The sequence below is a fragment of the Leisingera sp. G5_S3_59_S7 genome (assembly GCF_054968485.1).
The window spans coordinates 65,856-91,220 of record NZ_JBQKUH010000010.1 but is presented as its reverse complement, the minus strand read 5'-3'; the positions used below and the strand labels follow the sequence as shown (position 1 = coordinate 91,220).

The 25,365-nt window shown below is 64.1% G+C and carries 24 protein-coding genes and 2 tRNA genes; 13 read left to right on the top strand and 13 right to left on the bottom strand.

Translation table 11 applies throughout. The features are described 5' to 3' along the window. Positions 1-149: 149 nt before the first annotated feature. The gene (locus tag ACTRWG_RS07435) at positions 150-1,055 is read left to right on the top strand and encodes a hypothetical protein (protein ID WP_027235975.1); all 906 of its coding nucleotides are present in this window, start codon (positions 150-152) and stop codon (positions 1,053-1,055) included. A 24-nt stretch (positions 1,056-1,079) separates the two neighbouring features. Next, complete coding sequence (locus tag ACTRWG_RS07430) at positions 1,080-2,633, top strand: phosphate ABC transporter substrate-binding/OmpA family protein (RefSeq protein WP_027235976.1); 1,554 nt, start codon at positions 1,080-1,082, stop codon at positions 2,631-2,633. A gap of 101 nt (positions 2,634-2,734) precedes the next feature. On the opposite strand, the gene radC is transcribed toward ACTRWG_RS07430, so the two are convergent. The 3 genes from radC to dnaK all read right to left on the bottom strand — a co-directional run bounded on the left by radC (position 2,735) and on the right by dnaK (position 6,877). After that, the gene (radC, locus tag ACTRWG_RS07425) at positions 2,735-3,499 is read right to left on the bottom strand and encodes a RadC family protein (RefSeq protein ID WP_027235977.1); all 765 of its coding nucleotides are present in this window, start codon (positions 3,497-3,499) and stop codon (positions 2,735-2,737) included. Between the two features lie 219 nt (positions 3,500-3,718). After that, positions 3,719-4,876, bottom strand: a complete 1,158-nt coding sequence (gene dnaJ / locus ACTRWG_RS07420; RefSeq protein WP_027235978.1) for a molecular chaperone DnaJ — start codon at positions 4,874-4,876, stop codon at positions 3,719-3,721. A gap of 78 nt (positions 4,877-4,954) precedes the next feature. Next, complete coding sequence (gene dnaK, locus ACTRWG_RS07415) at positions 4,955-6,877, bottom strand: molecular chaperone DnaK (RefSeq protein WP_462829180.1); 1,923 nt, start codon at positions 6,875-6,877, stop codon at positions 4,955-4,957. A 214-nt stretch (positions 6,878-7,091) separates the two neighbouring features. Here dnaK and ACTRWG_RS07410 point away from each other — a divergent pair, with 214 nt between their 5' ends. Next, positions 7,092-7,694 (top strand): alpha-ketoglutarate-dependent dioxygenase AlkB family protein, encoded by a 603-nt coding sequence (locus ACTRWG_RS07410; RefSeq protein ID WP_027235980.1) that lies wholly within the window; start codon positions 7,092-7,094, stop codon positions 7,692-7,694. Between the two features lie 77 nt (positions 7,695-7,771). Here the strand turns inward: ACTRWG_RS07410 and ACTRWG_RS07405 are convergent, their stop codons facing one another. Next, entirely contained in the window at positions 7,772-8,371 is a 600-nt protein-coding gene (locus ACTRWG_RS07405; RefSeq protein WP_027235981.1) for a COG3650 family protein, read from the bottom strand. Next, positions 8,368-9,189 (bottom strand): ABC transporter permease, encoded by an 822-nt coding sequence (locus tag ACTRWG_RS07400; RefSeq protein ID WP_027235982.1) that lies wholly within the window; start codon positions 9,187-9,189, stop codon positions 8,368-8,370. Before ACTRWG_RS07400 ends, ACTRWG_RS07405 begins: the two co-directional genes overlap by 4 nt. A 110-nt stretch (positions 9,190-9,299) precedes the next feature. On the opposite strand from ACTRWG_RS07400, the gene cysQ reads away from it, so the two are divergent. The 8 genes from cysQ (at position 9,300) to ACTRWG_RS07360 (ending at position 18,366) form a co-directional block, all read left to right on the top strand. Next, a complete protein-coding gene (gene cysQ / locus ACTRWG_RS07395) occupies positions 9,300-10,097 on the top strand; it encodes a 3'(2'),5'-bisphosphate nucleotidase CysQ (RefSeq protein ID WP_027235983.1) in 798 nt (265 codons plus the stop codon). Beyond that, the gene (locus ACTRWG_RS07390; RefSeq protein ID WP_027235984.1) at positions 10,097-10,897 is read left to right on the top strand and encodes a 3-deoxy-manno-octulosonate cytidylyltransferase; all 801 of its coding nucleotides are present in this window, start codon (positions 10,097-10,099) and stop codon (positions 10,895-10,897) included. The genes cysQ and ACTRWG_RS07390 overlap by 1 nt, the downstream gene beginning before the upstream one ends. A 183-nt stretch (positions 10,898-11,080) precedes the next feature. After that, positions 11,081-11,974 (top strand): UTP--glucose-1-phosphate uridylyltransferase GalU, encoded by an 894-nt coding sequence (gene galU, locus ACTRWG_RS07385; RefSeq protein WP_027235985.1) that lies wholly within the window; start codon positions 11,081-11,083, stop codon positions 11,972-11,974. A gap of 46 nt (positions 11,975-12,020) precedes the next feature. Continuing rightward, the gene (galE, locus tag ACTRWG_RS07380; RefSeq protein ID WP_027235986.1) at positions 12,021-13,004 is read left to right on the top strand and encodes a UDP-glucose 4-epimerase GalE; all 984 of its coding nucleotides are present in this window, start codon (positions 12,021-12,023) and stop codon (positions 13,002-13,004) included. 2 nt (positions 13,005-13,006) lie between these two features. Continuing rightward, the gene (locus ACTRWG_RS07375; RefSeq protein ID WP_462829179.1) at positions 13,007-14,047 is read left to right on the top strand and encodes a glycosyltransferase family 2 protein; all 1,041 of its coding nucleotides are present in this window, start codon (positions 13,007-13,009) and stop codon (positions 14,045-14,047) included. A 192-nt stretch (positions 14,048-14,239) separates the two neighbouring features. After that, entirely contained in the window at positions 14,240-15,226 is a 987-nt protein-coding gene (locus tag ACTRWG_RS07370) for a glycosyltransferase family 2 protein (RefSeq protein ID WP_259959386.1), read from the top strand. After that, positions 15,223-16,923: a DUF5927 domain-containing protein gene (locus ACTRWG_RS07365; RefSeq protein WP_462829178.1), complete on the top strand. Its 1,701-nt coding sequence runs from the start codon at positions 15,223-15,225 to the stop codon at positions 16,921-16,923. Before ACTRWG_RS07370 ends, ACTRWG_RS07365 begins: the two co-directional genes overlap by 4 nt. A 6-nt stretch (positions 16,924-16,929) precedes the next feature. Then, entirely contained in the window at positions 16,930-18,366 is a 1,437-nt protein-coding gene (locus ACTRWG_RS07360) for a nodulation protein NodH (RefSeq protein WP_027235990.1), read from the top strand. Between the two features lie 344 nt (positions 18,367-18,710). Here the strand turns inward: ACTRWG_RS07360 and ACTRWG_RS07355 are convergent, their stop codons facing one another. From ACTRWG_RS07355 to ACTRWG_RS07320, 8 genes are all read right to left on the bottom strand, one after another. After that, positions 18,711-19,175 (bottom strand): PTS sugar transporter subunit IIA, encoded by a 465-nt coding sequence (locus tag ACTRWG_RS07355; protein ID WP_027235991.1) that lies wholly within the window; start codon positions 19,173-19,175, stop codon positions 18,711-18,713. 52 nt (positions 19,176-19,227) lie between these two features. After that, positions 19,228-19,785, bottom strand: coding sequence for a ribosome hibernation-promoting factor, HPF/YfiA family (gene hpf / locus ACTRWG_RS07350; RefSeq protein WP_027235992.1), 558 nt, complete (start codon positions 19,783-19,785; stop codon positions 19,228-19,230). A 271-nt stretch (positions 19,786-20,056) separates the two neighbouring features. Then, a complete protein-coding gene (gene lptB, locus ACTRWG_RS07345; RefSeq protein ID WP_027235993.1) occupies positions 20,057-20,815 on the bottom strand; it encodes an LPS export ABC transporter ATP-binding protein in 759 nt (252 codons plus the stop codon). Further along, on the bottom strand, positions 20,815-21,327 hold the full coding sequence (lptA, locus tag ACTRWG_RS07340; protein WP_027235994.1) for a lipopolysaccharide transport periplasmic protein LptA: 513 nt from the start codon (positions 21,325-21,327) through the stop codon (positions 20,815-20,817). Before lptA ends, lptB begins: the two co-directional genes overlap by 1 nt. 3 nt (positions 21,328-21,330) lie before the next feature. Further along, positions 21,331-21,930, bottom strand: coding sequence for an LPS export ABC transporter periplasmic protein LptC (gene lptC, locus ACTRWG_RS07335; protein WP_027235995.1), 600 nt, complete (start codon positions 21,928-21,930; stop codon positions 21,331-21,333). A 23-nt stretch (positions 21,931-21,953) separates the two neighbouring features. Next, entirely contained in the window at positions 21,954-22,922 is a 969-nt protein-coding gene (locus ACTRWG_RS07330; RefSeq protein WP_462829177.1) for a KpsF/GutQ family sugar-phosphate isomerase, read from the bottom strand. Then, entirely contained in the window at positions 22,919-23,533 is a 615-nt protein-coding gene (locus tag ACTRWG_RS07325) for a ribonuclease D (RefSeq protein ID WP_259957718.1), read from the bottom strand. Before ACTRWG_RS07325 ends, ACTRWG_RS07330 begins: the two co-directional genes overlap by 4 nt. Positions 23,534-23,684: 151 nt before the next feature. After that, positions 23,685-23,771 (bottom strand) — tRNA-Leu (locus ACTRWG_RS07320). 175 nt (positions 23,772-23,946) lie between these two features. Between ACTRWG_RS07320 and ACTRWG_RS07315 the strand changes: the two genes are divergently transcribed. Then, positions 23,947-24,022 (top strand) — tRNA-Thr (locus tag ACTRWG_RS07315). 273 nt (positions 24,023-24,295) lie between these two features. After that, entirely contained in the window at positions 24,296-25,315 is a 1,020-nt protein-coding gene (locus tag ACTRWG_RS07310; protein WP_462829176.1) for an SDR family NAD(P)-dependent oxidoreductase, read from the top strand. The last annotated feature ends 50 nt before the right edge of the window (positions 25,316-25,365 follow it).

The window sequence follows — 25,365 nt, the reverse complement described above, 5'->3', positions numbered from 1 at the left end:
CCCTTGGCTGTTTTCCTTCGCTCTGTTTCCCGCTGCGCAACAAAGAAGGCGGAATTGCCGCATTCGCCGGATTCTCTCCCGTTTGAGGCCACAAACCGGCCGGCATTGTCAGGCAAGCATTCTTAACCATTCAGGTTCAGGAGGATCCCATGCTGAGCAAACAGGTGATGCTGACAAGTGCAATGACACTGGCGTGCGCATTGGGCATCGGATTCTATATGCAGGCTTCAAGCCCCCGCTGGGCGGGTGAGCCGGAGGCCGCTGCCGATCCTCAGCTGCCGGCCGAACCCGGGCCGGCGGAGCTGAAAATCGAGAATATAATGCTGACCTCCCTCCCGGCGGACCCGGCACCTGCGGGGGCCGATCCGCAACCGGCCCCTGCCGCGCAATCGGACGCCTGCAGTGTGACAGCGTCGGCGATGGCCGCCCCCGCGGCTATGGTTAGTCTCACAGTTTCCGCGCCGTGCCATGGCGGCGAGCGCTTGACCGTGCATCACAGCGGTATGACCTTCACGGCGGCACTGGACCGGACCGGGCACTATGCGGCGCAGGTCCCGGCCCTCACTCGGACTGCGGTTTTCATCGCCGAAACTGCAAGCGGCGGCGGGGCGGTTGCCGTTGCCGAAGTGGCGGATGCGGAGACGACGGAACGGGTGGTTCTGCAATGGAGCGGCCACAGCGGCCTTGAAATTCACGCGCGGGAATTCGGCGCGGCGTATGGCAGCGCCGGACATGTCTGGAACGGCGCCGCGCCCGGCGCGGGTGCCGGGCAGGTGGTCCGCCTCGGCGATGCCGGCCTGCTGGCACCGCGGATTGCCGAAATCTACAGTTTGCCGGCCGGCCAGCCGGACCGCTCTGGCACCGTTTCCCTGACCGCCGAAGCCGAGGTGACGGGCCTCAACTGCGGCCGCGACGTGTCTGCCCAGGCGCTGCAGCTGAGCGGCGGACGGCTCAGCAGCCGGGATCTGGTGATTGCAATGCCGGAATGCGATGCCCAGGGCAGTTTTCTGGTGTTGAATAATCTGGTGGAAGACCTGAAAATCGCCTCCAACTGATTTGCGGTAACTTCAGGTATCCATATGACCTTCTTTCGTGCGGCCGTTTGCGCCGCACTTTTTCTGGCGGCTTTTGCGCGCGCTTTGGCAGCCGAAGACGTCACCCTTTCTTCGCCGGACGGCGCGGTTGAAATCACCGGCACGCTGCTGGGGTTCGACGGCGAATTTTACCGGGTGCAGACCCAGTTCGGCGAACTGACCGTCGATGGCTCCGGCGTGGACTGCGAGGGGCCGGGCTGCCCCAGCCTGTCCGGCTTTGTCGCGGAGATCACCCTGGCGGGGTCCTCTACCATGTCCGAGGTGCTTCTGCCCGCGCTGATCGAAGGCTTTGCGCTGCGCAACGGCTATCAGACCCGCCGCGAACCGCTGCCGCAGGGCAACTTCAGCCATGTGCTGCTGCGCGGCCAGCAGCCGGCAGCAAGGTTCACCTTCACCGCCAGCAATACCGATGCCGGTTTTGCCGCGCTGGTTGCGGACGAGGCCGATGTGGCGATGGCGCTGCGGGAAATCCGCCCGCTGGAACGCACCGCCGCCCGCGCGGCGGGCCTGGGCGATCTGACCGGGCCGGGCCGCAGCCGGGTTCTGGCGCTGGACGCCTTTGTACCGGTGGTGGCGCCCGGCAATCCGGTGCGGGAGATTTCCCTGCCGCAACTGGCGGGCGTCTTGTCTGGCCGGATCTCCAACTGGCAAGAGCTTGGCGGGCCTGACGCGCCGGTTTCCCTGCATATGCCGGTGTCCGGCTCCGGGCTGGCGCAAGCCGTGGAGGATAAGCTGATGGCGCCCTTTGGCGCCGGGTTCTCGCCGCAGATCCGCCGCCACGACCGCAGCAGCACATTGGTGCGCCAGGTTCTGGTGGACCCCTTCGCCATCGGCATTGCCAGCTATGCAGAGAAGGGGGCAGCGCGGATGCTGACGCTGACGGGGCCTTGCGGGTTTTCCCTGCAGGCCAGCCGCAGGGCGGTGAAGACTGAGGATTACCCGCTGACGGTGCCTATGTTTCTTTACCTGCCCGCCCGCCGCCTGCCCAAGGTGGCGCGGGATTTCCTGACCTATGTTCGCGGTCCCGCAGCGCAGGCGGTGATCCGCCGGGCGGGGTTCGTGGATCAGGCGCCGGAGCTGATCCCGATCAGCCGCCAGGGCAGCCGCTTTGCCAATGCAATTCTGGCCGCGGAAGGAAAGCCGGGGCTGGAGGAGCTGCAGCGGCTGGTCGCGGTGCTGGGCGGGATGCGGCGGCTGACGGCCTCCTTCCGGTTCGAACCCGGCTCAGCCCGGCCCGATGCACAGTCCCGCAGCAACGTTGAGCAGCTGGCCCGGGCGCTGGAAGCTGGAGAGTTTGATGCGAAAGAGCTTGTTTTTGCCGGTTTTTCCGATGGTGTCGGCCCTGCGGAGGGCAACCGGCAAATCGCGCTGAAACGCGCGGGCGCAGTGCGGGATGCGGTGGTCAAGGCAGCGGAGACCGCAGATATCAGCCGGGTTCAGATCCGCACCGAGGGGTTTGGCGAGGCGCTGCCGATGGCGTGTGATGACAGCGCCTGGGGCCGCCAGATCAACCGCCGGGTCGAGGTCTGGGTGCGTTAGGGACGGCAGCGCCGGAAGCGCTCCCGCGCGTTTGGCAAGGCATCACAGATGCCCTGCAAACCCTTGGGCCGGGCATCGCGCTGGCGCGCGCTGCGGCAGCGCTAGAGGAGCCCTTGGGCGCGGAAGCTGAGTTCGGTGGATTTGCCGATGATCAGGTGGTCGTGCAAAGTGATGCCAAGCGCGGTGAGGGCCGTCTGGATCTGGTCGGTCATGGTGATGTCACTGTCCGAGGGTGTGGGATCTCCGGAAGGGTGATTGTGCACTAAAATCAAGGCGCTGGCGTTCAGCTCAAGGGCGCGTTTGGCGACCTCCCGAGGGTAGACGGGGACGTGGTCCACGGTGCCGCGGGCCTGTTCCTCGTCGGCGACCAGAACGTTCTTGCGATCCAGAAACAGGATGCGGATCTGCTCCGTCTCGCGGTGGGCCATGGTGGTGTGGCAATAGTCCAGAAGCGCGTCCCAGCTGGAGATTACCTGCCGCTGGATGACCCTGGCGCGGGCCATGCGGTGGGCTGCGGCCTCCAGCACTTTGAAGTCGGTGATGACGGCCTCGCCGATGCCTTTGACGGAGGCCAGACGCTCCGGGGAGGCTGTCACGACGCGGTTGAAATCCCCAAACGTATCAAGCAGTTGCCGGGCCAGCGGTTTCACGTCCCGGCGCGGGATGGAGCGGAACAGGATCAGCTCCAGCAGCTCATAATCGGGCATCGCCGCGGCGCCCCCTTGCATGAAACGTGCACGCAGCCGGGTGCGGTGGTCCTTGATGTAGGAGGGCAGGCGGCCCGGGGCGGCAGGCGCCGCAGGCGCATCGCCGCTGCCGGGGAACAGCGGCAGGGAGACGTCCTCAAATGCGGGGTTCTTTGCCATGCTGCCATGGTGCCGCCATCATGGTTGAGGAAGTGTTAACTTGCGCCGCGACGCGGCGGCGGAAAGGGGGTGACAGGCGTGCACCCTCTGTACACCCCCTGTGCACCGCCGCAGTGCAGCGTGACTGAATTCTGACGTGCTGGGACGCAAAAAGAAAAAGCGCCCCGTCCGGGGCGCTTTCGTTGGCTGCTCAATCGGGCGTGGCCCGAAGTGCGGGGCTCAGCCTTTCATGCCGTCCCAGAAGCTTTTCACAGACGAGAAGAAGCTGCGGGATTCCGGGTTGGTGTTGTCCTCGGACATTTCCTCGAATTCGCGCAGCAGCTCCCGCTGGCGCGCGGTCAGGTTGACCGGTGTTTCCACCGCCAGTTCGATGAACATGTCGCCGGTGGCGCCGCCGCGCAGGGCTGGCATGCCCTTGCCGCGCAGGCGCATCTGGCGGCCCGACTGGCTGCCCTCGGGGATCTGCACCCGGCCGCGGCCGCCGTCGATGGTCGGCACCTCGATGGAGCCGCCAAGCGCTGCCTTGGCCATGCTGACCGGAACCCGGCAATAAAGGTTGTTGCCGTCGCGTTCGAACAGGCTGTGGGGGCCAACCTCGACGAAGATGTAGAGGTCGCCCGGAGGGCCGCCGCGCAGCCCGGCTTCGCCTTCGCCTGCCAGGCGGATGCGGGTGCCGGTCTCCACACCTGCCGGTATATTCACCGACAGCGAGCGGTCCTTTTCGACCCGGCCGTGGCCGTGGCAGGATTTGCACGGATTCTTGATGATCTGACCCAGGCCAGAACAGGTCGGGCAGGTGCGTTCGACCGTGAAGAAGCCTTGCTGCGCGCGGACCTTGCCCATGCCGGAGCAGGTGGGGCAGTTGGTCGGCTCGACTCCGCCTTCGGCGCCGGTGCCCTCGCAGGACGAGCAGGCCACCGACGTCGGCACCTTGATGGTCTTGTGCAGGCCGGAGAATGCTTCTTCGAGCGAGACCCGCAGGTTGTAGCGCAGGTCCGCGCCGCGGGTGGCACGCTGCCGCCCGCCGCCGCCGCGCTGGCCGCCCATGAAGTCGCCGAACAGATCGTCGAACACATCCGAGAAGGCGGAGGAGAAGTCGCCGCCGCCAAAGCCCTGGCCTTGGCCGCCGCGCTGGCCGCCGCCCATGCCGTTTTCAAAGGCAGCGTGGCCAAAGCGGTCATAGGCCGCCTTTTTCTCGGCGTCCTTCAGGACATCATAGGCCTCGTTGGCCTCTTTGAACTGCGCCTCTGCGTCCGGATTGTCCTTGTTCCGGTCGGGATGCAGTTCCTTGGCCTTCTTGCGGAAGCCCTTTTTGATTTCGTCTGCGGAGGCGCCTTTGGCCACCCCGAGAACGTCGTAATAGTCGCGTTTTGACATCGGTTACCCCATCTGCCTCAACGAAATTGGGCCGGTCCGGGGTTCGGACCGGCCCGCCTTGGCCTGAGTGGTCAGGCGTTAGCGCTTGTCGTCGTCCAGGTCTTCGAATTCCGCGTCAACGATGTCGTCATCGGCCGAGCTTGCTGCGGCGTCATCCGCTGCAGCGGGCTCTTCCTCAGCTTCTTCGGCTTGCGCCTTGTAGATCGCCTCGCCCAGCTTCATCGCGGCCTCGGTGACGTTCTGGATGCCGGACTTGATTTTCTCGGCGGTCGATTTCTCGTTCTCCAGATCGTCCTTCAGCGCGGCAACGGCCAGTTCGATCACTTCGACGGTCGACGGGTCGACCTTGTCGCCATGCTCTTCCACCGATTTCTCGGTCGAGTGGATCAGCGATTCGGCCTGGTTCTTGGCTTCGATCAGCTCGCGGCGTTCCTTATCCGCCTCGGCGTTCTCCTCGGCGTCCTTGACCATCTTTTCGATGTCGTCGTCCGACAGGCCGCCCGATGCCTGGATGGTGATCTGCTGTTCCTTGCCGGTCGCCTTGTCCTTGGCGCCGACCGACACGATGCCGTTGGCGTCGATGTCGAAGGTCACTTCGATCTGCGGCATGCCGCGCGGTGCCGGCGGGATTTCCTCGAGGTTGAACTGGCCGAGCATCTTGTTGTCGGCAGCCATTTCACGCTCACCCTGGAACACGCGGATGGTCACGGCGTTCTGGTTGTCTTCCGCAGTCGAGAACACCTGGGACTTCTTGGTCGGGATGGTGGTGTTGCGGTCGATCAGGCGGGTGAAGACACCGCCCAGGGTTTCGATGCCCAAGCTCAGCGGGGTCACGTCGAGCAGCACCACGTCCTTGACGTCGCCCTGCAGAACACCGGCCTGGATGGCGGCGCCCATGGCAACCACTTCATCCGGGTTCACGCCCTTGTGCGGCTCCTTGCCGAAGAACTTGGTCACCTCTTCGATGACTTTCGGCATCCGGGTCATGCCGCCGACCAGAACCACCTCGTCCACGTCGGAGGCGGAGAGGCCTGCGTCCTTAAGAGCCGCCTTGCACGGATCCATCGAGCGCTTGATCAGGTCGGAAACCAGGCTTTCCAGCTTGGCGCGGGTCAGCTTCATCACCATGTGCAGCGGCTGGCCCGAGGACGGGTCCATCGAGATGAACGGCTGGTTGATCTCGGTCTGCGAGGTGGAGGACAGTTCGATCTTGGCTTTTTCAGCGGCCTCTTTCAGGCGCTGCAGGGCCATCTTGTCCTTGGAAAGATCGACGCCGTTTTCCTTTTTGAACTGCTCCGCCAGGTAGTTGACGATGCGCATGTCGAAGTCTTCGCCGCCCAGGAAGGTGTCGCCGTTGGTCGACTTCACTTCGAACAGGCCGTCGTCGATTTCCAGGATGGTCACGTCGAAGGTGCCGCCGCCGAGGTCATAGACCGCGATGGTGTGGGTGTTTTCCTTGTCCAGGCCATAGGCCAGCGCAGCCGCGGTCGGCTCGTTGATGATGCGCAGCACTTCGAGGCCCGCGATCTTGCCGGCGTCTTTGGTGGCCTGACGCTGGGCGTCGTTGAAGTAGGCAGGCACGGTGATCACTGCCTGGGTGACTTCCTCGCCCAGGTAGGATTCCGCGGTTTCTTTCATCTTGCCCAGGGTGAAGGCGGAGATTTGCGACGGGGAGTACTTCTCACCCTTTGCTTCGACCCATGCGTCGCCGTTGCCGCCGTTCACGATGGAGAACGGCACCATTTTCTTGTCTTTTGCGACAGCGGGGTCGTCAAACCGGCGGCCGATCAGACGCTTGACGCCGAAAACGGTGTTGTCGGGGTTGGTCACCGCCTGGCGCTTGGCAGGCTGGCCGACCAGGCGCTCGTCGTCGGTGAAGGCGACAATCGACGGGGTGGTGCGCGCGCCCTCGGCGTTTTCGATCACGCGGGGCTGGGAGCCATCCATGATGGCCACGCAGGAGTTGGTGGTACCCAGGTCAATGCCGATAACTTTGCTCATGTTCGATCCCTTACTTTTACTCAAGGCGATTACCCGAGGCCTGAACCCGTTGCGGCATCCCGGCCCCGATTGAAGTTGCGGTTTGGTCTGCACCTTGCCGCGTCCCGGCGTATATAGGGACGTGAAAACGGCCCTGCAAGCGCTCAGGCACGCGGCCAAGCGTGAATCAATGCGCTTTTTTGCAGCGGTCTTGGTTAAGGATGGATGAACGGCAATGACCCTGCTGCGCGTGCGCGGATTCGATATCCACAAGGGCTGTTTGGAGCCCGCCCGCCAGGCGGCGCTGATCGAGGCTCTGCGGCCGGTGCTGAAGGCAGCGCCCCTGTTTTCGCCCAAGGTGCCGGGCGGCGGGCAGATGTCGGTGCGGATGACCTCGGCCGGGCAGTTCGGCTGGTACTCTGATGCCTCCGGCTACCGCTATGCCGAAGCGCACCCGTCAGGACGGCCCTGGCCCGCAATCCCGGAGCCGGTGCTGGAGATCTGGCGGCAGCTGACCGGGCTGGAACGCGAGCCGGAATGCTGCCTGCTGAACTATTACGGCGAGGGGGCCCGGATGGGGCTGCATCAGGATAAGGATGAGGCGGATTTCTCTTTCCCCGTGGTGTCCATTTCTTTGGGTGATGACGGGCTGTTCCGGATCGGCAACCGGACCCGTGGCGGCAAGACAGAGTCTGTCTGGCTGAACTCCGGCGATGCGGTTGTGATGGGCGGCGAGGCGCGGCTGATGTATCACGGGGTGGACAGGATCCGGTTCAAATCCTCCCGCCTGCTGCCCAAGGGCGGGCGGATTAACCTGACTTTGAGGGTGGTGACCTGACGCCGGCCGGGCGCAAAAGCTTTCCGCAAAACTTTTGCAAAGACTTTTTCAGTGAAAGTCTTGGGGCGGAACGCAGGTCAGGGAGCCAGCGAGCAGCAGCCGGACTGCAAGGCGGGTGCATCCAGCTGCAAGAGGTCAACCGACAACCCGAAGGAGCGGCCGGACATGCCATCGCTGCAGGCCGAACGGCGGATCACCGCGGCGGTGCCGCCTTCAAGGGGCAGCAGATAATGACCGCCATGGTTTCGCGATGTGAGCACCCGCCCTGCGTTGAGCCGGGTGTGGCCGCCGGGTGTGGCGTAAACCGCCGCATCCTCCTGAGTAATATTCAGGGTCCAAAACGGTTCGGTTCCAAAGCAGCTGAAACGGCGGGGCAGTTCCAGACCATCCTCTGCGGCCGCCCGTGTCAGGTAGCGAAGGGCGGCCCAGCCTGACCGCTCGCCGCTGTTCACTAGGCCCCATTTGCCGCTGCCATCCGCTGCCACGACCTCAACCCCGGCTTGGTCCGGCGCCAGAGTGCCGATGATCTCAGCACTGGCAGACGGGGCGCTGCGGATATTCAGCACATCATCCGCCGCCACGCCGGCAACGCTGTAGAGCGCCGGAAACTCCTGTGCCGCGCCCGGCAGGGCCGCACAGGCGAGCCAAAGCAGGGCAGCACCCAGATAAGGCCTCACCGGCGCGCGCTCCAGCTGAGCGAGACGTTCCGCCGCGTGTAGAACTCGCCCATCAGGCCGATCACGATCAGGATCAGCGCCACCCAGGCCGCATACTGCCAGGAGCTGAAATGGGGGTTGTAGTTAATGAACACAAAGCCGCGGGACTGGTCGATGCAGTGAAACAGCGGGTTCCAGTCGAACATCGCCAGCATGAAGCTGGGCAGCGTGTTAGCCAGAAACATCTTGCCCGAAGCGATCATGTTGGCGCGCTGGTAGATCATCGTCAGGATACTGACAAAGCCGGGCGCCCAGGGTTTCAGCACCAGGAACACCAGCCCCACCGCCGCCCCGGTGATCCAGGCCAGCAGAACCATGCCGAAAGCCGCCGCCGGTTCCTCGATGTGGAGGGGGGTAAAGGCGACGTGATAGACGAACAGGATGATGAAAAGCGAAAGCACCTGGATATAAAGCGCACCGATGGCCGCCGACAGAATGGCCACCATCGTGTTCATCGGGGCGTGCTGCATCATCGGGCTGCTTGGGCCTTCGGCGCCGGCAACGGCGCTGACGGTTTTGGTGTGCACCATGAACAGAAAGATGCCGGACATCACATACAGCAGGAAATCGCCGCGGATGGCAGAGCCGCGCAGACCGAGCAGCGCAAACATCACGTAAAAGGCGGCCACAAAGAGAACCGCCTGCAGAATATTCAGGCCAAGCGCCGCAAACGCATTGTTATGCTTGGACCGGACGCTGCGCACGACAGAGTGGAAGACGACCTCTGTGAGGGCGACAAAACCGGAGATCCTGGATTGCTGCGTGCGCTGCTGAAACATGAGACCTGTATTCTCTGCTCGAATCCGATGCGGCTGCTTGCCGTTCTGCTGTCTGCGCATCATAAGAGGCGATAGGCAAATTTTCAATTAAACCCGACAGGGAGGTCCGCGTGACATATGAAGACCTGGTGCCCGTGATCCGCCGCCTGGCCATCGAGGCCGGCGCAAAGATCATGGAGATCTACAACTCCGACGATTTCGGCGTGAAGGTGAAATCCGATGAGAGCCCGGTAACCGAAGCGGATGAAGCGGCGGACGCGCTGATTTCGGCAGGCCTGCGGGCGGCTTTTCCGGACATGATGCTGGTCACCGAGGAGCAGGCGGCCTCGCACAGCGCGCGCGGCGACACCTTCCTGATCGTCGACCCGCTGGACGGCACCAAGGAATTCATCCACCGCCGCGGCGATTTCACCGTCAATATCGCGCTGGTGGAAAAGGGCGTGCCGACCCGCGGCGTGGTCTATGCGCCGGCCAAGGAGCGGATGTTCTTTACCCTGGCGGATGGCAGCGCGGTTGAGGAAACCGGCGCCTTCGATCCCGAAACCATCGGGGAGACCCGCCCGATCCGGGTTGCCGGCAGCGACAACTCCGCGCTGATGGTTGTGGCCTCGAAATCGCACCGGGATCAGGCAACCGACGATTACATCGGCAAGTACAGCGTCAAGGACATGAAGAGCGCGGGTTCCTCGCTCAAGTTCTGCCTGGTGGCCACCGGCGAGGCGGATCTGTACCCGCGCGTCGGCCGCACCATGGAGTGGGACACCGCCGCCGGTCACGCGGTGCTGGCGGGTGCAGGCGGCAAAGTGGTGCGTTTTGACGATCATTCCCCGCTTATTTACGGTAAAGAGGGCTATGCGAACCCGTTCTTCATCGCCTATGCACCAGCTGTGGAACTGAAGAAAGCCTGATGTCTGTCCTGATTGTCATCCCCGCCCGCTACGCCTCGACCCGTTACCCCGGCAAGCCTTTGGTGCCGCTGACCGGGGCGACCGGTGAACAGCGCACCCTGGTGGAGCGCTCCTGGCGGGCGGCCTGTTCGGTTCAGGGCGCGGACCGGGTGGTGGTGGCGACGGACGACGACCGCATCAAGGACGCAGCTGAGGCATTCGGCGCCGAGGTGGTGATGACCTCGCCGGAGTGCGCCAACGGCACGGAACGCTGCGCCGAGGCGCATGCGGCGCTGGGCGGCGGCTATGAGATCGTGGTGAACCTGCAGGGCGATGCGCCGCTGACCCCGCATTGGTTTGTCGAGGATCTGATCGCCGGCTTGCGCGATGCGCCCGGCATGGGGCTGGCGACGCCGGTTCTGCGCTGCAATGGCGAGACGCTGAACAGCCTGCTGGCGGACCGCAAGGCGGGCCGGGTCGGCGGCACCACAGCGGTGTTTGCCGAAGACCGCAGCGCGCTCTATTTCTCAAAAGAGGTGGTGCCCTATTGCGGCGAAACCTATGGCGCTGGCGAAAACACGCCGGTCTATCATCATGTCGGCGTCTATGCCTACCGTCCGGACGCGCTGGCAGCGTATCCTGGGTGGCGGACCGGCCCGCTGGAGGGCCTGGAAGGATTGGAGCAGCTGCGGTTCCTGGAAAACGGGCGCAAGGTGCTGTGTGTTGAGGTGGACGCGCGCGGGCGGGAGTTCTGGGAGCTGAACAACCCTGAGGACGTGCCGCGCCTGGAGGCTATGATGAAGAAAATGGGGCACGAGTGACTGGATTATGGTAATGAGAAACAGATGGGGCGAGCGGCTGCTGCAAAGCGGCGGCCGGGAATTGCGGCGGGCAGCTGCTTTGAAATTTGTTGGAGAACAACCGGCATGATGCGCGCAGGCTCCGCGCGCGGCATGCGCCAGAGCCAGCCGCCGACCCGGTGATTTTAGTACAGTGAGAACGTCATGCGCAAAAAAGTAACTAAGGCAATTTTTCCGGTTGCAGGCTTGGGGACGCGGTTCCTGCCGGCAACAAAGTCCGTTCCAAAGGAAATCATGACGCTGGTTGACCGGCCGCTGGTGCAATACGCCATCGACGAGGCGCGCGCTGCCGGCATCAAGGAATTCATCTTTGTCACGTCGCGCGGCAAGGGCGCGCTGGAAGATTATTTCGACCATTCGCCGGTTCTGGAGCAAGAGCTGCGCAAGAAGGGCAAGGATGACCTTCTGGAGATCCTGAAGGGCACCGACATGGAATCCGGCGCGATTGCCTATATCCGCCAGCACAAGGCGCTGGGCCTGGGCCATGCGGTCTGGTGCGCCCGCCGGCTGATCGCCAACGAACCCTTTGCGGTGATCCTGCCGGATGACGTGATCGCAGCGGAAAAGCCCTGTCTGCAGCAGATGGTCGAAGCCTACGAGGAAACCGGCGGCAACATGGTTGCCGCGATGGAGGTTCCGCCGGAGAAGACCTCTTCCTACGGTGTGCTCGACGTGAAAGAGGACATGGGCCAGGTGGTTGCCGCCAACGGCATGGTGGAAAAGCCCAAGATGGAAGAGGCCCCGTCGAATCTGGCGGTCATCGGCCGTTACATCCTGGCGCCGTCGGTTCTGAAAAACCTCAACAAGATGAAGCAGGGCGCCGGCGGCGAGATCCAGCTGACCGACGCCATTGCCGAGGACATTGCCAAGGACGTGCCGGTTTACGGCTACCGCTTCCGCGGCCAGCGGTTTGACTGCGGCTCCAAGGCGGGCTTCCTGCAGGCGACCGTCGCCTTTGCGCTGGCGCGCGATGAGCTGCGGGACGACCTTATGAGCTACATCACCGAAATCGCGCAGGTCGGAAAGGCCGCGCAGTAACCACTCTGGCCGCCCTTCCGGGGCGGCCCAGCATGGGGCAGAGACAGTGACAAATATCCTTGTGACCGGCGGTGCCGGATACATCGGCTCGCATGCCTGCAAGGCGCTCAAGGCGGCGGGCTATACTCCTGTAACCTACGACAACCTGGTGACCGGCTGGCAGGATGCGGTCAAGTTCGGCCCGTTCGAGAAGGGCGACCTGAACGACCGCGCCCGGCTGGATGAGGTGTTTGCGAAATACCAGCCGGCCGCGGTGATGCATTTCGCGGCGCTGAGCCAGGTGGGCGAGGCGATGAGCGAGCCGGGCCGCTACTGGGCCAACAACACCGGCGGGTCGCTGAATCTGGTCGAGGCTGCCGTGGCGGCGGGCTGCCTGGACTTTGTGTTCTCCTCGACCTGCGCCACCTATGGCGAGCATGACAATGTCGTGCTGGACGAAAACACTCCGCAGCTGCCGCTGAACGCCTATGGCGCTTCCAAGCGCGCGGTGGAGGATATCCTCAAGGATTTCGGCGCTGCGCATGGGCTGCGGTCGGTGATCTTCCGCTATTTCAACGTTGCGGGTGCGGACCCTGAGGCCGAGGTGGGCGAGTTCCACCGCCCCGAGACCCATCTGGTGCCGCTGGTTCTGGATGCGATTGCGGGCAAGCGCGATGCGCTGACCATCTTCGGCACCGACTACGATACGCCGGACGGCACCTGCATCCGCGATTACGTGCATGTCTGCGACTTGGTGGATGCGCATGTGCTGGGCCTGAAGTGGCTGGAAGACGGCAACGGCAGCCAGGTTTTCAACCTGGGCACGGGTTCGGGCTTTTCGGTGCGCGAAGTGATGGACAAGGCTGAGGCCGTGACCGGGCAGAAAGTTCCCTGCAACACCGGACCGCGCCGGGCCGGCGATTGCACCAAGCTGGTGTCGGGCTCGACCCGCGCGGTCACTGATCTGGGCTGGGAGCCGCGGCGTTCCTCCTTGGAAACCATGATCGCCGATGCCTGGAAATGGCACAAGACGGGCCATTACGAGGCCTGAGCATGACCGGCCCCGCCGCCCCTGATCTGCCTCCGCTGGGCCTGACCGGGGCCTACCGGATGCGGTGGAAAAGGCGGCGGATGCTGTGGCGGGCCTTGCGGGCCCGCCGCCAGATGACCAGGCTGGCGGACCGCACCGGGCAGATCCCCCAAGAGGGGGTCCTCGTCTTTACCGTCCTGCGCAATGAGATCACCCGGCTGCCCTTTGTCCTTGAGCACTACCGGCGCCTGGGCGCGGTGCACTTCCTGGCCGTCGACAATGGCAGTGATGACGGCAGCGCTGAGTTGCTTGCGGATCAGCCGGATGTGTCCCTGTGGCGCGCTGCCGGCAGCTACCGGAACACGCGCTTCGGCCTCGACTGGCTGGGCTGGCTGCTGATCCGCTACGGCCACGGGCGCTGGTGCCTGACAGTCGATGCGGATGAGCTGCTGGTCTATTCCGGCATGGAGGCGCACGGGCTGGGCGCCCTGGCGCAGCGGCTGGAGCAGCAGGGGCGCACGGGGTTTGGCGCGCTGATGCTGGACCTTTACCCCAAGGGGCCGCTGGGCACGCAAGGCTATGTGCCGGGGCAGGATCCGTGCGAGGTGCTGCAGTGGTTTGACGCCGGACCTTACCGCGCGGCGCGGCAGCAGCCGATGGGCAACCTTTGGGTGCAGGGCGGCGCCCGCGAAAGAGTATTCTTTCCCGACCAGCCGGAGCGGTCGCCGACGCTGAACAAGCTGCCGCTGGTGCGCTGGAACCGGCGCTATGCCTATATCAACAGTACCCATTCGCTGCTGCCGCCGCGGCTGAATGCGCAGTACGGCGGGCCGGGCGGCACGGCGCCGTCCGGGGTGCTGCTGCATACGAAATTCCTGCCGGAAATTGTTTCCAGATCGGCAACGGAAAAGCAGCGGCAGCAGCACTTCCATACGCCGCAGCAATTTGATGCCTATTACGACCGGATCGCGCAAGCGCCGGATCTGTGGCACCAGGGATCTGTCCGCTACCGCGGCCCGGATCAGCTGGCGGAACTGGGCCTGATGTCACCGCTTGCCTGGTGACGCGCGTGTCTGGCGCGGGGTGTTGCAGCCGCGCCGTGCGCCCGCGTAACCGTTTCTAAATCCATTGTTAATACCATATGCCCGTGACATATTGCGCGGAAACTTGCCGGAGGTACGGGGCGGCTTGGGCAGGCCGGCGCACCCCTTGGATAATGGTTTGGAGTAGACGTGGGGCTTTGGGATTCTTACCGGATGCGGTTGCGGCGCAAACGGCGGCTGGTCCGCGCCGTGCGCAAGTCCGGTGAGCTGACGCCCCTGCAGGACAACACCCGGAAGATCCAGCCAGACGATATCCTGCTGGTTTGCACCATGCGCAATGAGCAGATCCGGCTGCCCTATTTCCTGCAGTACTACCGCGGTATGGGCATCAATCATTTCCTGTTCGTGGACAATGGCTCCACCGATGGGACGGCGGATTACTTGCGCGGGATGGTGGATGTTTCGCTGTGGCACACCACGGCAAGCTACAAGCGCGCGGGCTTTGGCATCGATTGGATGAACTGCCTGAAACGCAAATACGCGCACGGGCACTGGGTGCTGGTGGTCGACCCGGATGAGTTCTTTATCTACCCGTTCTGCGACACACGGCCGATCCGGGCGCTGACCGACTGGCTGGACAATTCGGCGATCCGCAGCTTCTCGGCGATGCTGCTGGATGTCTATCCCAAGGGCCGGATTGATGAGGTGCCCTATCAGGCAGGGCAGAACCCGCTGGAGATCGCCCATTGGTTCGACAGCGGCAATTACACGATCAGCCGCAATCCGGAATACGGCAACCTGTGGATCCAGGGCGGGCCGCGGGCGCGGGTGTTTTTTGCCGATCAGCCCGGACAGGCGCCGGCATTAAACAAGATCCCGCTGGTCAAATGGCACCGGCGCTATGCCTATGCCAGCTCAACCCATGCGCTGCTGCCGCGCGGGCTGAACCAGGTCTATGAAACGGACGGCGGCGAAAAGGCCAGCGGCGCGCTTTTGCACACCAAATTCCTCGACACCTTCACTGCCAAGGCGCAGGAGGAGCTGGAGCGGGGCCAGCATTATGCCGGATCGGTGGAGTACAAGGCCTATGCCGGCAAGATGGCGGAGCAGCCGGAGCTGTGGTGCAAATGGAGCGAGAAATACATCAACTGGCGCCAGCTTGAGATCCTGGGGCTGATGTCCAAGGGGAATTGGGCATGAGCACGGTCGGCATTGTCATGCTGGTCCACACTGCGCTGGAGCGCGCGGAACAGGTGGCCCGGCACTGGACCGCCAGCGGCTGCCCGGTGGTCTTGCATGTGGACAGCAAGGTGGACCGCCAGGTGTTCCGACGCTTCCAGGAGGCGCTGGAGGGCAATCCGCTGATCCGCTTTTGCACCCGCCACCGCTGTGAATGGGGCACCTGGGGCATTGTCGCCGCCTCGCAAGCCGCATCCGGGGTGATGCTGGCGGAGTTCCCCGGCGTGCGCCATGTCTACCTTGCGTCGGGCTCCTGCCTGCCGCTGCGCCCGGTGCAGGAGCTGATCGACTATCTGGCGGCCCGCCCGCAGACTGATTTCATCGAAAGCGCCACCACTGCGGACGTGCCTTGGATTGTCGGCGGCCTCAGCCATGAGCGGTTCACGCTGCGGTTCCCGTTTTCGTGGAAACGGCACCGCTATCTGTTCGACCGCTATGTGGAGCTGCAGCGCAAGCTGCGTATCGAACGGCGGATTCCGCCCGGGCTGGTGCCGCATATGGGCAGCCAGTGGTGGTGCCTGACCCGGCAGACCCTGTCGGCAATCCTCAAGGACCCGGACCGCCCGGCCTATGACGCCTACTTCCGCAAAGTCTGGATCCCGGACGAAAGCTACTTCCAGACGCTGGCGCGGCAGTACTCCAGCAACATCGAGAGCCGCTCGCTGACGCTCAGCAAGTTCGATTTCCAGGGCAAGCCGCATATTTTCTATGACGATCACCTGCAGCTGCTGCGCCGGTCCGACTGCTTTGTCGCGCGCAAGATCTGGCCGCATGCAGACCGCCTTTACCAGGCCTTCCTGACAGACTCCGCCGGCGCGATGAAACGGACCGAACCGAACCCGGGCAAGATCGACCGGATCTTTGCCAAGGCAGTGGAGCGGCGCACCCGCGGGCGGCCCGGCCTGTACATGCAGAGCCGGTTTCCCGGGCAGGGGTCGGAAAACGGGATCACCTCCAGCCCCTATTCTGTGTTCCAGGGCTTTACCGAACTGTTCGAGGACTTTGAGACCTGGCTGGCCCGGACAACCGGGGCCCGGGTGCACGGGCACATCTTTGCGCCGGAGGGGGCAGAATTCTCTCAGGGCCAGAGCCTGATCAGCGGCTGCCTCAATGGAAATCCGAAAGCGCGCGATTACAACCCGGAGAGCTTTCTCACCACCCTGATCTGGAACACCCGCGGCGAGCGCCAGTGCTTTCAGTTCGGGCCGCGCGACAATCAGGCGGTGAACTGGCTGCTGGCGCGGGATACCAATGCGCAGGTTTCGGTCATCAGCGGGGCCTGGGCGGTGCCGCTGTTCAAATCCAACCGCAGTTTCGCGGAACTTCGGCAGCAGGCGGCGCGGCTTCAGCGGATTGAGGCTGAACAGCTGAAAATCCTGCGCTCGCAATGGACCAAGGCGCGGGTGCGGATCTGGAGCATGGCAGAATTTGCCGAAGCGCCGATGGAGCCGCTGCAGACCATCCTCGGCGAAATCGGCGCGGTCACGGCCCGGCATTTGAGCGAAGCGCCGAAGATGACGGATCTTGATGGCTTTGGCCAGTTCCTGCAGAATTTGAAGAACCAGGGCATGCACCCTTATCTGATGGGGGATTTCCCGGTCGGGCAGACTCCGGTCAGCCTCTCCAAACCGCAGCGCAAACCCTATCTGGTGCGATAATTCCTGATGACCTCTCCCTTGTTTGATTACTTTGTTGTCTTTGCGGAAATGCGGACCGGGTCCAATTTCCTGGAGACCAATCTGAATGCCTTTGACGGGCTCACCTGCCATGGCGAGGCCTTCAACCCGCATTTCATCGGTTATCCGAACACGGATCAGATCCTGGGGGTGACCCAGGCCATGCGCGAGACCGATCCGGCGCGGCTGATCCAGGAGATCAAGGCGCAGCCGGGGGTGCTGGGGGGCTTCCGCTACTTCCATGACCATGATCCGCGGGTGCTGGATGGGATGCTGGAGGATCCGCGCTGCGCCAAGATCGTGCTGACGCGCAATCCGCTGGACAGCTATGTGTCGTGGAAGATCGCCCGGGAGACGGGCCAGTGGAAGCTGACCAATGTGACGCGCCGCAAGGACGCCAAGGCACAGTTTGATGCGGCGGAGTTTGCCGCCCATGTGGAGGTGCTGCAGGCTTTCCAGGTGACGCTGCTGAACAGGCTCCAGGCGCTGGGCCAGACCGCGTTCTATGTGGCCTACGAGGATTTGCAGAGCGTTGAGGTGATGAACGGTCTGGCCCGCTGGCTGGGAGTTTCGCAGCAGCTGGAGGCGCTGGACGGAAGCCTCAAGCGGCAGAACCCGGCGCCGGTGCTGGCCAAGGTGGCCAATCCGGAGGAGATGCAGGCGGCGCTTTCGGGGCTGGACCGGTTCAACCTGACCCGGACCCCGAATTTCGAGCCGCGCCGTGGTCCGGCGGTGCCCGGTTATGTGGCGTGTGCGGTGACGCCGCTTCTCTACCTGCCGCTCAAGGGCGGGCCGGAGGCGGAGGTCGTGCAGTGGATGGCGGGGCTGGACCAGGTCGCTCCGGACGGGCTGATCCGGGGCATGAACCAGAAGCAGCTGCGCCAGTGGAAGCGCGGCAACAAGGGCTTCCGCAGCTTTACCGTGCTGCGCCATCCGGCGGCGCGGGCGCATGCGGTGTTCTGCCGCCGGATCCTGAATGCGGGCGAGGGCAGTTTCCGGCAGATCCGCAACACGCTGCGGCGGCAGTTCGGCCTTGCGGTGCCGGAGGCGGGTCCGGGCGAGGGGTATACCCGTGCGCAGCACAGGGAGGCGTTTGCCGCTTTCCTGCAGTTCGTGCGGGCCAGCCTGGCAGGCCAGACCTCGATCCGGCTGGACGCGGAATGGGCCAGCCAGAGCCAGGCACTGGAGGGGTTTGCGGGTGTCGGCGTTCCGGACCTTCTGATCCGCGAGACGGAGATGGCGGAGGATTTGCCGGCCCTGGCGCGGAAACTGGGGCGGATGGCGCCTGATCCTGTGGCTGCCGCGGTACCGGAGCGCCCGCATGCGCTGGATGATATCTACGACGCGGAGCTGGAGGCGCTGATCGCATCGGTCTATCAGCGCGACTATCTTGCGTTCGGCTTCGGCCCCTGGCGCAAAATCTGATCGGGGGCAGGCGGGGCGCTCCCGCGCCCGCAGGATATTTGCTGCGCAAATACCCTTGGCGGCCTTGGGCCCGGCGCCGCACCCTGTGCGGCGCGGCGTCTGGCGCGGGGGCAGTGCAACTGATGCGAAGGCCCGGTCAAGGACGCTGCCGCATGGGGCGGGGCCGCAGGCCCTGTTCCATGCCCGGCCCAACGGGAAGAGCGCCGCCGGAGGGCGGCCGATGACGGGCGGGAGGGCTTGCGGAAACCGTGCACTGTCAGCCGAAGCCCGCAACGCCGGCGCTGCGGCTGCAGGCGGCCCGGCGGATCAGCGCAAGGACCGGGGGTGTTGAGTTGCGGCGGGGTTCAGGCGGCCTGGACTGACTGATCCTCGGTCAGGATGGTGTAAAGCGTGGCCGGGTCGTGGTTGGCGCGCAGCTTGGTGCAGAAGCTTTGCTCCCGCAGGGTGCGCGACACCAGCGCCAGGGCTTTCAGGTGCTCGACGCCCGCATCCTCCGGCGCAAAAAGGGCAAAGGCGATATCCACCGGCTGGCGGTCAACGGCGCCGAAATCCAGCGGTTTCTCGAGGATCAAAAAGACGCCGCAGACCTCGCTGATGCTGTCGAGCCGGGCGTGCGGCAGGGCGACACCATGGCCGACCCCGGTGGGGCCGAGGCTCTCGCGGTCCAGCAAGGCCTCGACCGTGGACTGGGCGTCCAGCCCATAGGCGGTCTGAGCAATATCTGCGACTTCCTGGAACAACCGCTTCTTGCTTGAGGCCGCACCGATTACCCGGACGGCCTCTGGCTTGAGGATGCTGGAAATCTGCATATGTCTGCTCCGTTCCGGCGCCCCCGCCGGGGCGCCGATGCCTTAGATGTGTTTACGGATCAATCCAGCCGATGTTGCCGTCGTCGCGGCGGTAGACCACATTCAATCCGTCCTTGCCTTCGTTGCGGAAGACCAGAACCGGGGCGCCTGCAAGCTCCATCTGCATCACCGCTTCACCGACCGACAGCGACGGAATGCGGGTTTCCATTTCGGCGACGATGATCGGCTGCAGCGAGTCCGGTTCGGAATCCGCTTCCTCAGAGGCGAGGATATACGAGTTGGCGCCCAAATGTTCAACCGGCTCGCTGCGGTCCTTGTGATGGTCCTTCAGGCGGCGCTTGTAGCGGCGCAGCTGTTTTTCCATTTTCTCGCAGCAGGCCTCGAATGCGGCATAGATCTCCGTCGCATGGGCCTTGGCCTGAGCGCTTAGGCCCGTCGACAGATGGACGGTGGCTTCACACACATATTCATGCGCCGAACGGGAAAAGACCACAGCCGCGTCGGTGGGGCGCTCGGCATATTTTTGCACGGCCGAGCCCAGCTCGTTCTGCACGTGGGTTTGCAGAGCTTCACCGATGTCGATCTGTTTACCGCTGATTTTATAACGCATGTGATCTCCTTCACAAATTATTGCGGCCGGGCCCGCCGCCAAGGCAATCCTTGGCGCTGTCACGTCAGGTCCGGAACCGGGGGGCAGGCCAGCCGTCCGGGTGCATCCATCCGGGCCTTGTTGCCAAGGCGGAAGAGCGGATTGCATCGGACTGCGCGTATGCCATGGGTCAATTCGACGGCAAGACAGCGGGAGAGTCAATGGATATCCCGGAAAAAAGAACCCTGCCTTTCAGGCATATTTTCCGGTTGCCCGCCGCCGGCGCAGCGGCTCAGGAGATGCGGAAATTGTCGCCCAGATAGACCCGGCGGACGTTCTCGTTTTCCACCACTTCCTCGGGGCTGCCGGACATCAGAACCTGGCCGTCGTGCAGGATATAGGCGCGGTCGACGATCTCCAGCGTTTCGCGGACATTGTGATCGGTGATCAGCACGCCGATGCCGCGTTTCTTGAGATCGGCCACCAGGTGGCGGATGTCGCCGACCGAGATCGGATCGACGCCGGCAAAGGGTTCGTCGAGCAGCAGGTACTTGGGATCGGCCGCCAGGCAGCGGGCGATCTCGACACGGCGGCGTTCGCCGCCGGACAGTGCCAGCGCGGGCGCGCGGCGCAGGTGCTCGATCGAAAAGTCCGACAGCAGCTCTTCCAGCCGCTCGCGGCGTTTGTGCTCGTGCTTTTGCGAGATATCCAGAACGGCGGAGATGTTATCCTCCACCGACAGGCCGCGGAAGATCGACATTTCCTGCGGCAGATAGCCGATGCCCAGCCGCGCGCGGCGGTACATCGGCAGGCCGGTCACGTTCTGGCCGTCGATGCTGACGGTGCCCGCTTCGGGGAACACCAGGCCCGCAATGGCGTAGAAGCTGGTGGTCTTGCCGGAGCCGTTCGGGCCCAGCAGCGCCACCACTTCGCCGCGGTTCAGCGACATCGAGACATCCCGGATCACCACCCGCTTGCGGTAGGATTTGCGCAGCTTTTCGATGTGCAGCCCGGAGGAGCCTTCGGTCACGGTCAGGTTGGGTTTCGCCATCAGTTGCTGCCGCCGTTCGGGTTCAGGATGGTCTTGACCCGGCCCGCCATCCGGGCGGTGCCCGAGGTCAGGTTCACCTCCAGGCGGTTCGACGCCAGGGTGCCGCCTTCCTGGTTGAGCAGCACATTGCCGGTCATCACGATGGTGCCCTTGTCGATGGTGTACTCGGCGCGCTCTGCCTCCGCCGCGTCAGGGCCGCTGACCAGCACCACGTTGCCGGTTGCCTCCAGCCGTTCGATGCCGGCCTTGGCGCCGCTGTCGTCCGCAGTTTTATAAATCACCAGGACATTGTCCGCGGACAGCCGCATGATGCCCTGCACAATCAGGACATTGCCGGTGAACTCGGCGGAGCCGTCAGCCTGGTTGACCGCCAGGTTATCGGCAGTGACTTCGACGGGCTGGCTGGGGTCGGCCTTGACCGCGCCAAAGGCGACGGAGGCCGTTTGCGCTGCCGCGAGGCCGGGAAATACCGCCAGCGGCAGGCAGAAAATCAAGGCGCGCAAATAGGACACAGGTTATCTTTCCGGTTGCTGGGGATCATATAGCAGCTTCACGCCGTTTTTGAACAGCATATGGACAGGGCCGCCTTCGGTTTTGACGCCGATGTGCATATTCCCCGCAGTCAGTTCGCCGATTGCGCCGGTGGCGCGGACCGGGCCGGGGCTGTCGGCCTTCAGCCCGCTCAGCGCTGTGTTCAGCTCTTCGGTCTCGACAACAAGCCCGTCCGCGGACGTGATCTGCACGTTGCCAATAAACTGCGCCATATCCCGATCCGGGTGGATGGAGCCGGTTTCGGACGCCAGCGTGATCCGGCCGCCCTGGGCCAGCCGGATGTCGGCAGACAGATCGCTGGCAACCGCCGGCGTGCCGTCGCGGCCGGGACGGGCCAGGGAGGCGGTGACCATGATCTCGTCGCCGCTGGCAGTGGTGCCGGAGAAGAAGGGCGCGGTCACCTGCTGACCTTTCATCCGGTCCTCGATCTCTTTTTGCGCAAAGGGGATCACCGCCTCGGTGTTCACCCCCCGCGAAATCAGGAACAGGGTGGACAACAGAACCAGGGCCGCCAGCGGCAGCAGCACCTTGAGATAGGCAACGGCTCTGGAATGGCTGTCCATTGTCAGTTCCCCCTGGCCTTCAGTCAGCCCAGGCCTGCGCGCAGGCAGTCGTGGATGTGCAGGAGGCCCTCAGCCCTCTGCCCGTTGTCAGGATCGACCACGAACAGGCAGGTGATCTTGCGCTGGTTCATCACCGCAACCGCCTCTTGCGCCATGGCGCCGGGGGCGATGGTTGCGGGGCCTGTGGTCATCACTTCTGCCGCGGTCTTGTTCAGCAGCCCGTCCATGTGGCGGCGCAGGTCGCCGTCGGTGATGATGCCGGCCAGCGAGCCGTCGGCGGCAGCGACACCTGCCACGCCAAAGCCCTTCTGGCTGATCTCGATCAGCGCATCGGCCATCGGGGTGTCGCCGCTGACAAGCGGCAGCGCATCGCCCGCGTGCATCAGGTCGCGCACCTTGCTCAGCTGCGCGCCGAGCTTGCCGCCCGGGTGGAAGTCGCGGAAATTCTCGGGGCGGAAGTCGCGGTGCTTCATCAGCGCAATCGCCAGCGCATCGCCCATCGCCAGGGTCAGCGTTGTGGAGATCGACGGCACCATGCCAAAGCCGCAGGCCTCGCCCAGCGAGGGGATCTGCAGGTGCACATCCGCCTGCTTCATCAGCGTGCTGTCCATCTTGCTGGACAGCCCGATCAGCGGGATCGCAAAGCGGCGGGTGAAGGCCAGCAGGTTGGCCAGCTCCGGCGCCTCGCCGGAGTTGGAGATCGCCAGCACCACATCGCCTTCGGACAGCATCCCCAGATCGCCATGGCTGGCCTCAGCCGGGTGCACGAAATAGGCCGGTGTGCCGGTGGAGGCCAGGGTGGCTGCGATCTTGTGGCCGATATGGCCGGATTTGCCGATGCCGCTGACGATGATGCGGCCCTTGGCCTGCAAAATCAGCTGCACCGCTTGGGCAAAGCGCTCATCCAGCCCTTCGGCCAGGGTGTTCAGTGCCTTGGCTTCATCGGTGATCACCTGCCGCGCGGTGACGAGGAATTTTTCGGTATCGGTCATGAGTGGGCAAAGATGTCAATTTCGGGCCAGCCGGCCAGGTCCAGCTTGGCGCGCATGGGAAGGAAATCGAAGCAGGCCTGCGCCATCCCGGTGCGGCCTTCGCGGGCCAGCCGCTTGTCCAGCGCCTCGCGCAGCTTGTGCAGGTGCAACACGTCCGATGCCGCATAGTCGAGCTGCGCTTCGGTCAGCTCTTCCGCGCCCCAATCGCTCATCTGCTGCTGCTTGGAGATGTCGACGCCCAGCAGTTCCTGGGTCAGGTTCTTGAGCCCGTGGCGGTCGGTGTAGGTGCGCACCAGGCGGCTGGCGATCTTGGTGCAATAGACCGGCGCGGCCAGGGCGCCAAAGGCGTGGTACATGGCAGCAATGTCGAACCGGCCGAAGTGGAACAGCTTCAGCACGTTCGGGTCTTCCAGCATCCGGCACAGGTTGGGCGCCTCGGACTGGCCCTTTTCCACCTGCACGATATGCGCATTGCCGTCGCCGCCGGACATCTGGATCACGCAAAGCCGGTCGCGGTGCGGGTTCAGCCCCATGGTCTCGCAGTCGATGGCGACAACGGGACCGAGATCCAGCCCGTCGGGCAGGTCGTTTTTGTACAGGTGGTTGGCCACTGGAATTCCCTTTTGATGATCATCGCGCCGGCAGGGGCTGGAGAGGAGATAGGCGCTTTGGCCCGCAAACTCAACTGCGCCGGGGCAAGCTGGTTTACGCGGCAAAGGCGCGGGTGGGCCCGGGGCGCCGTCGTTTTACAATGTCGGGGAATGGTGCCCAGGAGAGGACTCGAACCTCCACGTCCATACGGACACTAGCACCTGAAGCTAGCGCGTCTACCAATTCCGCCACCTGGGCAGGTGTCGTGGGATGGGCGTATAAGATGGTTTTCAGGGGGCGTCAAACGGAAATAGCGTGCGGCAAGCCAGGTTCTCCGGGATTTGCAGCCGGGCCCGCAAAGGTCTTTGCCGCCGCTGTCGGCGCGGCAATTTCGCTTGCCTACAACAGAACCCAGCATTATGAAACCAGCGGCGCCGGTGTAGCTCAGCTGGTAGAGCACGTCATTCGTAATGATGGGGTCGTAGGTTCGAGTCCTATCACCGGCACCAGTTTTCCCTGCAGTCTTGTGCATGATCGCTGCTGCGTCCCGCCAGCGGACGGAAGTTGCAGCGCGTGTCCCCCGCTTCGAGGCCAGCGGCCGTCCGGGGGTTTCTGATCGCATATGCCGCACCAGTCAGCAGCGCCGGATTGAGCTGCCGGGGATGGCATGCCCCAGCCCGGTTTGCCATAATGCCCGGCGGGTGGTCCGGCGCCTTGCGAAACAACACCCTATGGCCGGGTTCCGGAGCCCGGCGGTTCAGACAGGCCCCTGGAGCAGACTGATGACCCAGAAAACCGTTCTCGTCACCGGCTCCTCCGGTTTTATCGGCTACCATCTGTGCCGGCGCCTGCTGGACGACGGGTTCCGGGTCGTAGGTATCGACAATCTGTCGGATTATTACAGCGTGCAGCTGAAGCGGGACCGGCAGGCAATGCTTGAGCAGCACCCGGACTTCAGCGTCATCAACCGCAGCATCGAAGAGCCTGGCGTCGTCCTGCGGGTTTTTGAGGAGCACAAGCCTGATTATGTGGTCCACCTCGCGGCGCAGGCCGGGGTGCGCTATTCGATTGAGAACCCCCGCTCTTACCTGGAAAGCAACATCACCGGCACGTTTGAGATCCTCGAAGCCGCCCGCGCCCATCCGCCCCGGCACATGCTGCTGGCCTCCACCTCCTCGGCGTTCGGGGCCAATACCGACATGCCCTACAGGGAGACCCAGAAGGCCGATCACCAGATGTCGTTCTATGCCGCCTCCAAAAAGGCGACCGAGAATATGGCGCATTCCTATTCACATCTGTTTGATCTGCCGGTCACCATGTTCCGCTTCTTTACCGTTTACGGCCCGTGGGGGCGGCCGGATATGGCGCTGTTCAAATTCACCAGGGCGATCCTCGCGGGGCAGCCTATCGACGTCTACAATTACGGCGGCATGCAGCGCGACTTCACCTATATCACCGATCTGGTGGAGGCCGTCCGGCTGCTGCTGGACGCGGCGCCGCAACGCCCGGCGGATGGTGTGGTGCCGGAGGGCGACAGCCTGTCGCCGGTGGCGCCGCACCGGGTGGTCAATATCGGCAACTCCGAGCCTGTGCAGCTGAACGACTTCATCGCGGCGGTCGAGGCCGCCACCGGCCGCACCGCTGAACGGAACCTGATGCCGATGCAGGCCGGCGATGTGCCCGCCACATGGGCCGATGCGTCGCTGCTGCGGAGGCTGACCGGCTATACGCCCAAAACCGGCGTGGCCGAGGGCGTGGCGCAGTTTGTCGCCTGGTACCGGGAGTATTATCCAGCACCCTGACATGCGGCGCCTGACCGCCGTCAGCGGCGGTGCGCCAGGGGTCAGGCCGC

Excerpts from the sequence above, each read along its gene's own strand:
- ACTRWG_RS07370 (WP_259959386.1), top strand. The coding sequence starts at position 14,240 with ATGCGGTTGCGGCGCAAACGGCGGCTGGTCCGCGCCGTGCGCAAGTCC.
- galU (WP_027235985.1), top strand. The coding sequence starts at position 11,081 with ATGCGCAAAAAAGTAACTAAGGCAATTTTTCCGGTTGCAGGCTTGGGG.
- ACTRWG_RS07355 (WP_027235991.1), bottom strand. The coding sequence starts at position 19,175 with ATGCAGATTTCCAGCATCCTCAAGCCAGAGGCCGTCCGGGTAATCGGT.
- ACTRWG_RS07330 (WP_462829177.1), bottom strand. The coding sequence starts at position 22,922 with ATGACCGATACCGAAAAATTCCTCGTCACCGCGCGGCAGGTGATCACC.
- ACTRWG_RS07365 (WP_462829178.1), top strand. The coding sequence starts at position 15,223 with ATGAGCACGGTCGGCATTGTCATGCTGGTCCACACTGCGCTGGAGCGC.
- ACTRWG_RS07375 (WP_462829179.1), top strand. The coding sequence starts at position 13,007 with ATGACCGGCCCCGCCGCCCCTGATCTGCCTCCGCTGGGCCTGACCGGG.
- ACTRWG_RS07430 (WP_027235976.1), top strand. The coding sequence starts at position 1,080 with ATGACCTTCTTTCGTGCGGCCGTTTGCGCCGCACTTTTTCTGGCGGCT.
- ACTRWG_RS07435 (WP_027235975.1), top strand. The coding sequence starts at position 150 with ATGCTGAGCAAACAGGTGATGCTGACAAGTGCAATGACACTGGCGTGC.
- ACTRWG_RS07410 (WP_027235980.1), top strand. The coding sequence starts at position 7,092 with ATGACCCTGCTGCGCGTGCGCGGATTCGATATCCACAAGGGCTGTTTG.
- radC (WP_027235977.1), bottom strand. The coding sequence starts at position 3,499 with ATGGCAAAGAACCCCGCATTTGAGGACGTCTCCCTGCCGCTGTTCCCC.
- ACTRWG_RS07310 (WP_462829176.1), top strand. The coding sequence starts at position 24,296 with ATGACCCAGAAAACCGTTCTCGTCACCGGCTCCTCCGGTTTTATCGGC.
- dnaK (WP_462829180.1), bottom strand. The coding sequence starts at position 6,877 with ATGAGCAAAGTTATCGGCATTGACCTGGGTACCACCAACTCCTGCGTG.
- hpf (WP_027235992.1), bottom strand. The coding sequence starts at position 19,785 with ATGCGTTATAAAATCAGCGGTAAACAGATCGACATCGGTGAAGCTCTG.
- ACTRWG_RS07360 (WP_027235990.1), top strand. The coding sequence starts at position 16,930 with ATGACCTCTCCCTTGTTTGATTACTTTGTTGTCTTTGCGGAAATGCGG.
- ACTRWG_RS07390 (WP_027235984.1), top strand. The coding sequence starts at position 10,097 with ATGTCTGTCCTGATTGTCATCCCCGCCCGCTACGCCTCGACCCGTTAC.
- ACTRWG_RS07400 (WP_027235982.1), bottom strand. The coding sequence starts at position 9,189 with ATGTTTCAGCAGCGCACGCAGCAATCCAGGATCTCCGGTTTTGTCGCC.
- lptC (WP_027235995.1), bottom strand. The coding sequence starts at position 21,930 with ATGGACAGCCATTCCAGAGCCGTTGCCTATCTCAAGGTGCTGCTGCCG.
- dnaJ (WP_027235978.1), bottom strand. The coding sequence starts at position 4,876 with ATGTCAAAACGCGACTATTACGACGTTCTCGGGGTGGCCAAAGGCGCC.
- lptB (WP_027235993.1), bottom strand. The coding sequence starts at position 20,815 with ATGGCGAAACCCAACCTGACCGTGACCGAAGGCTCCTCCGGGCTGCAC.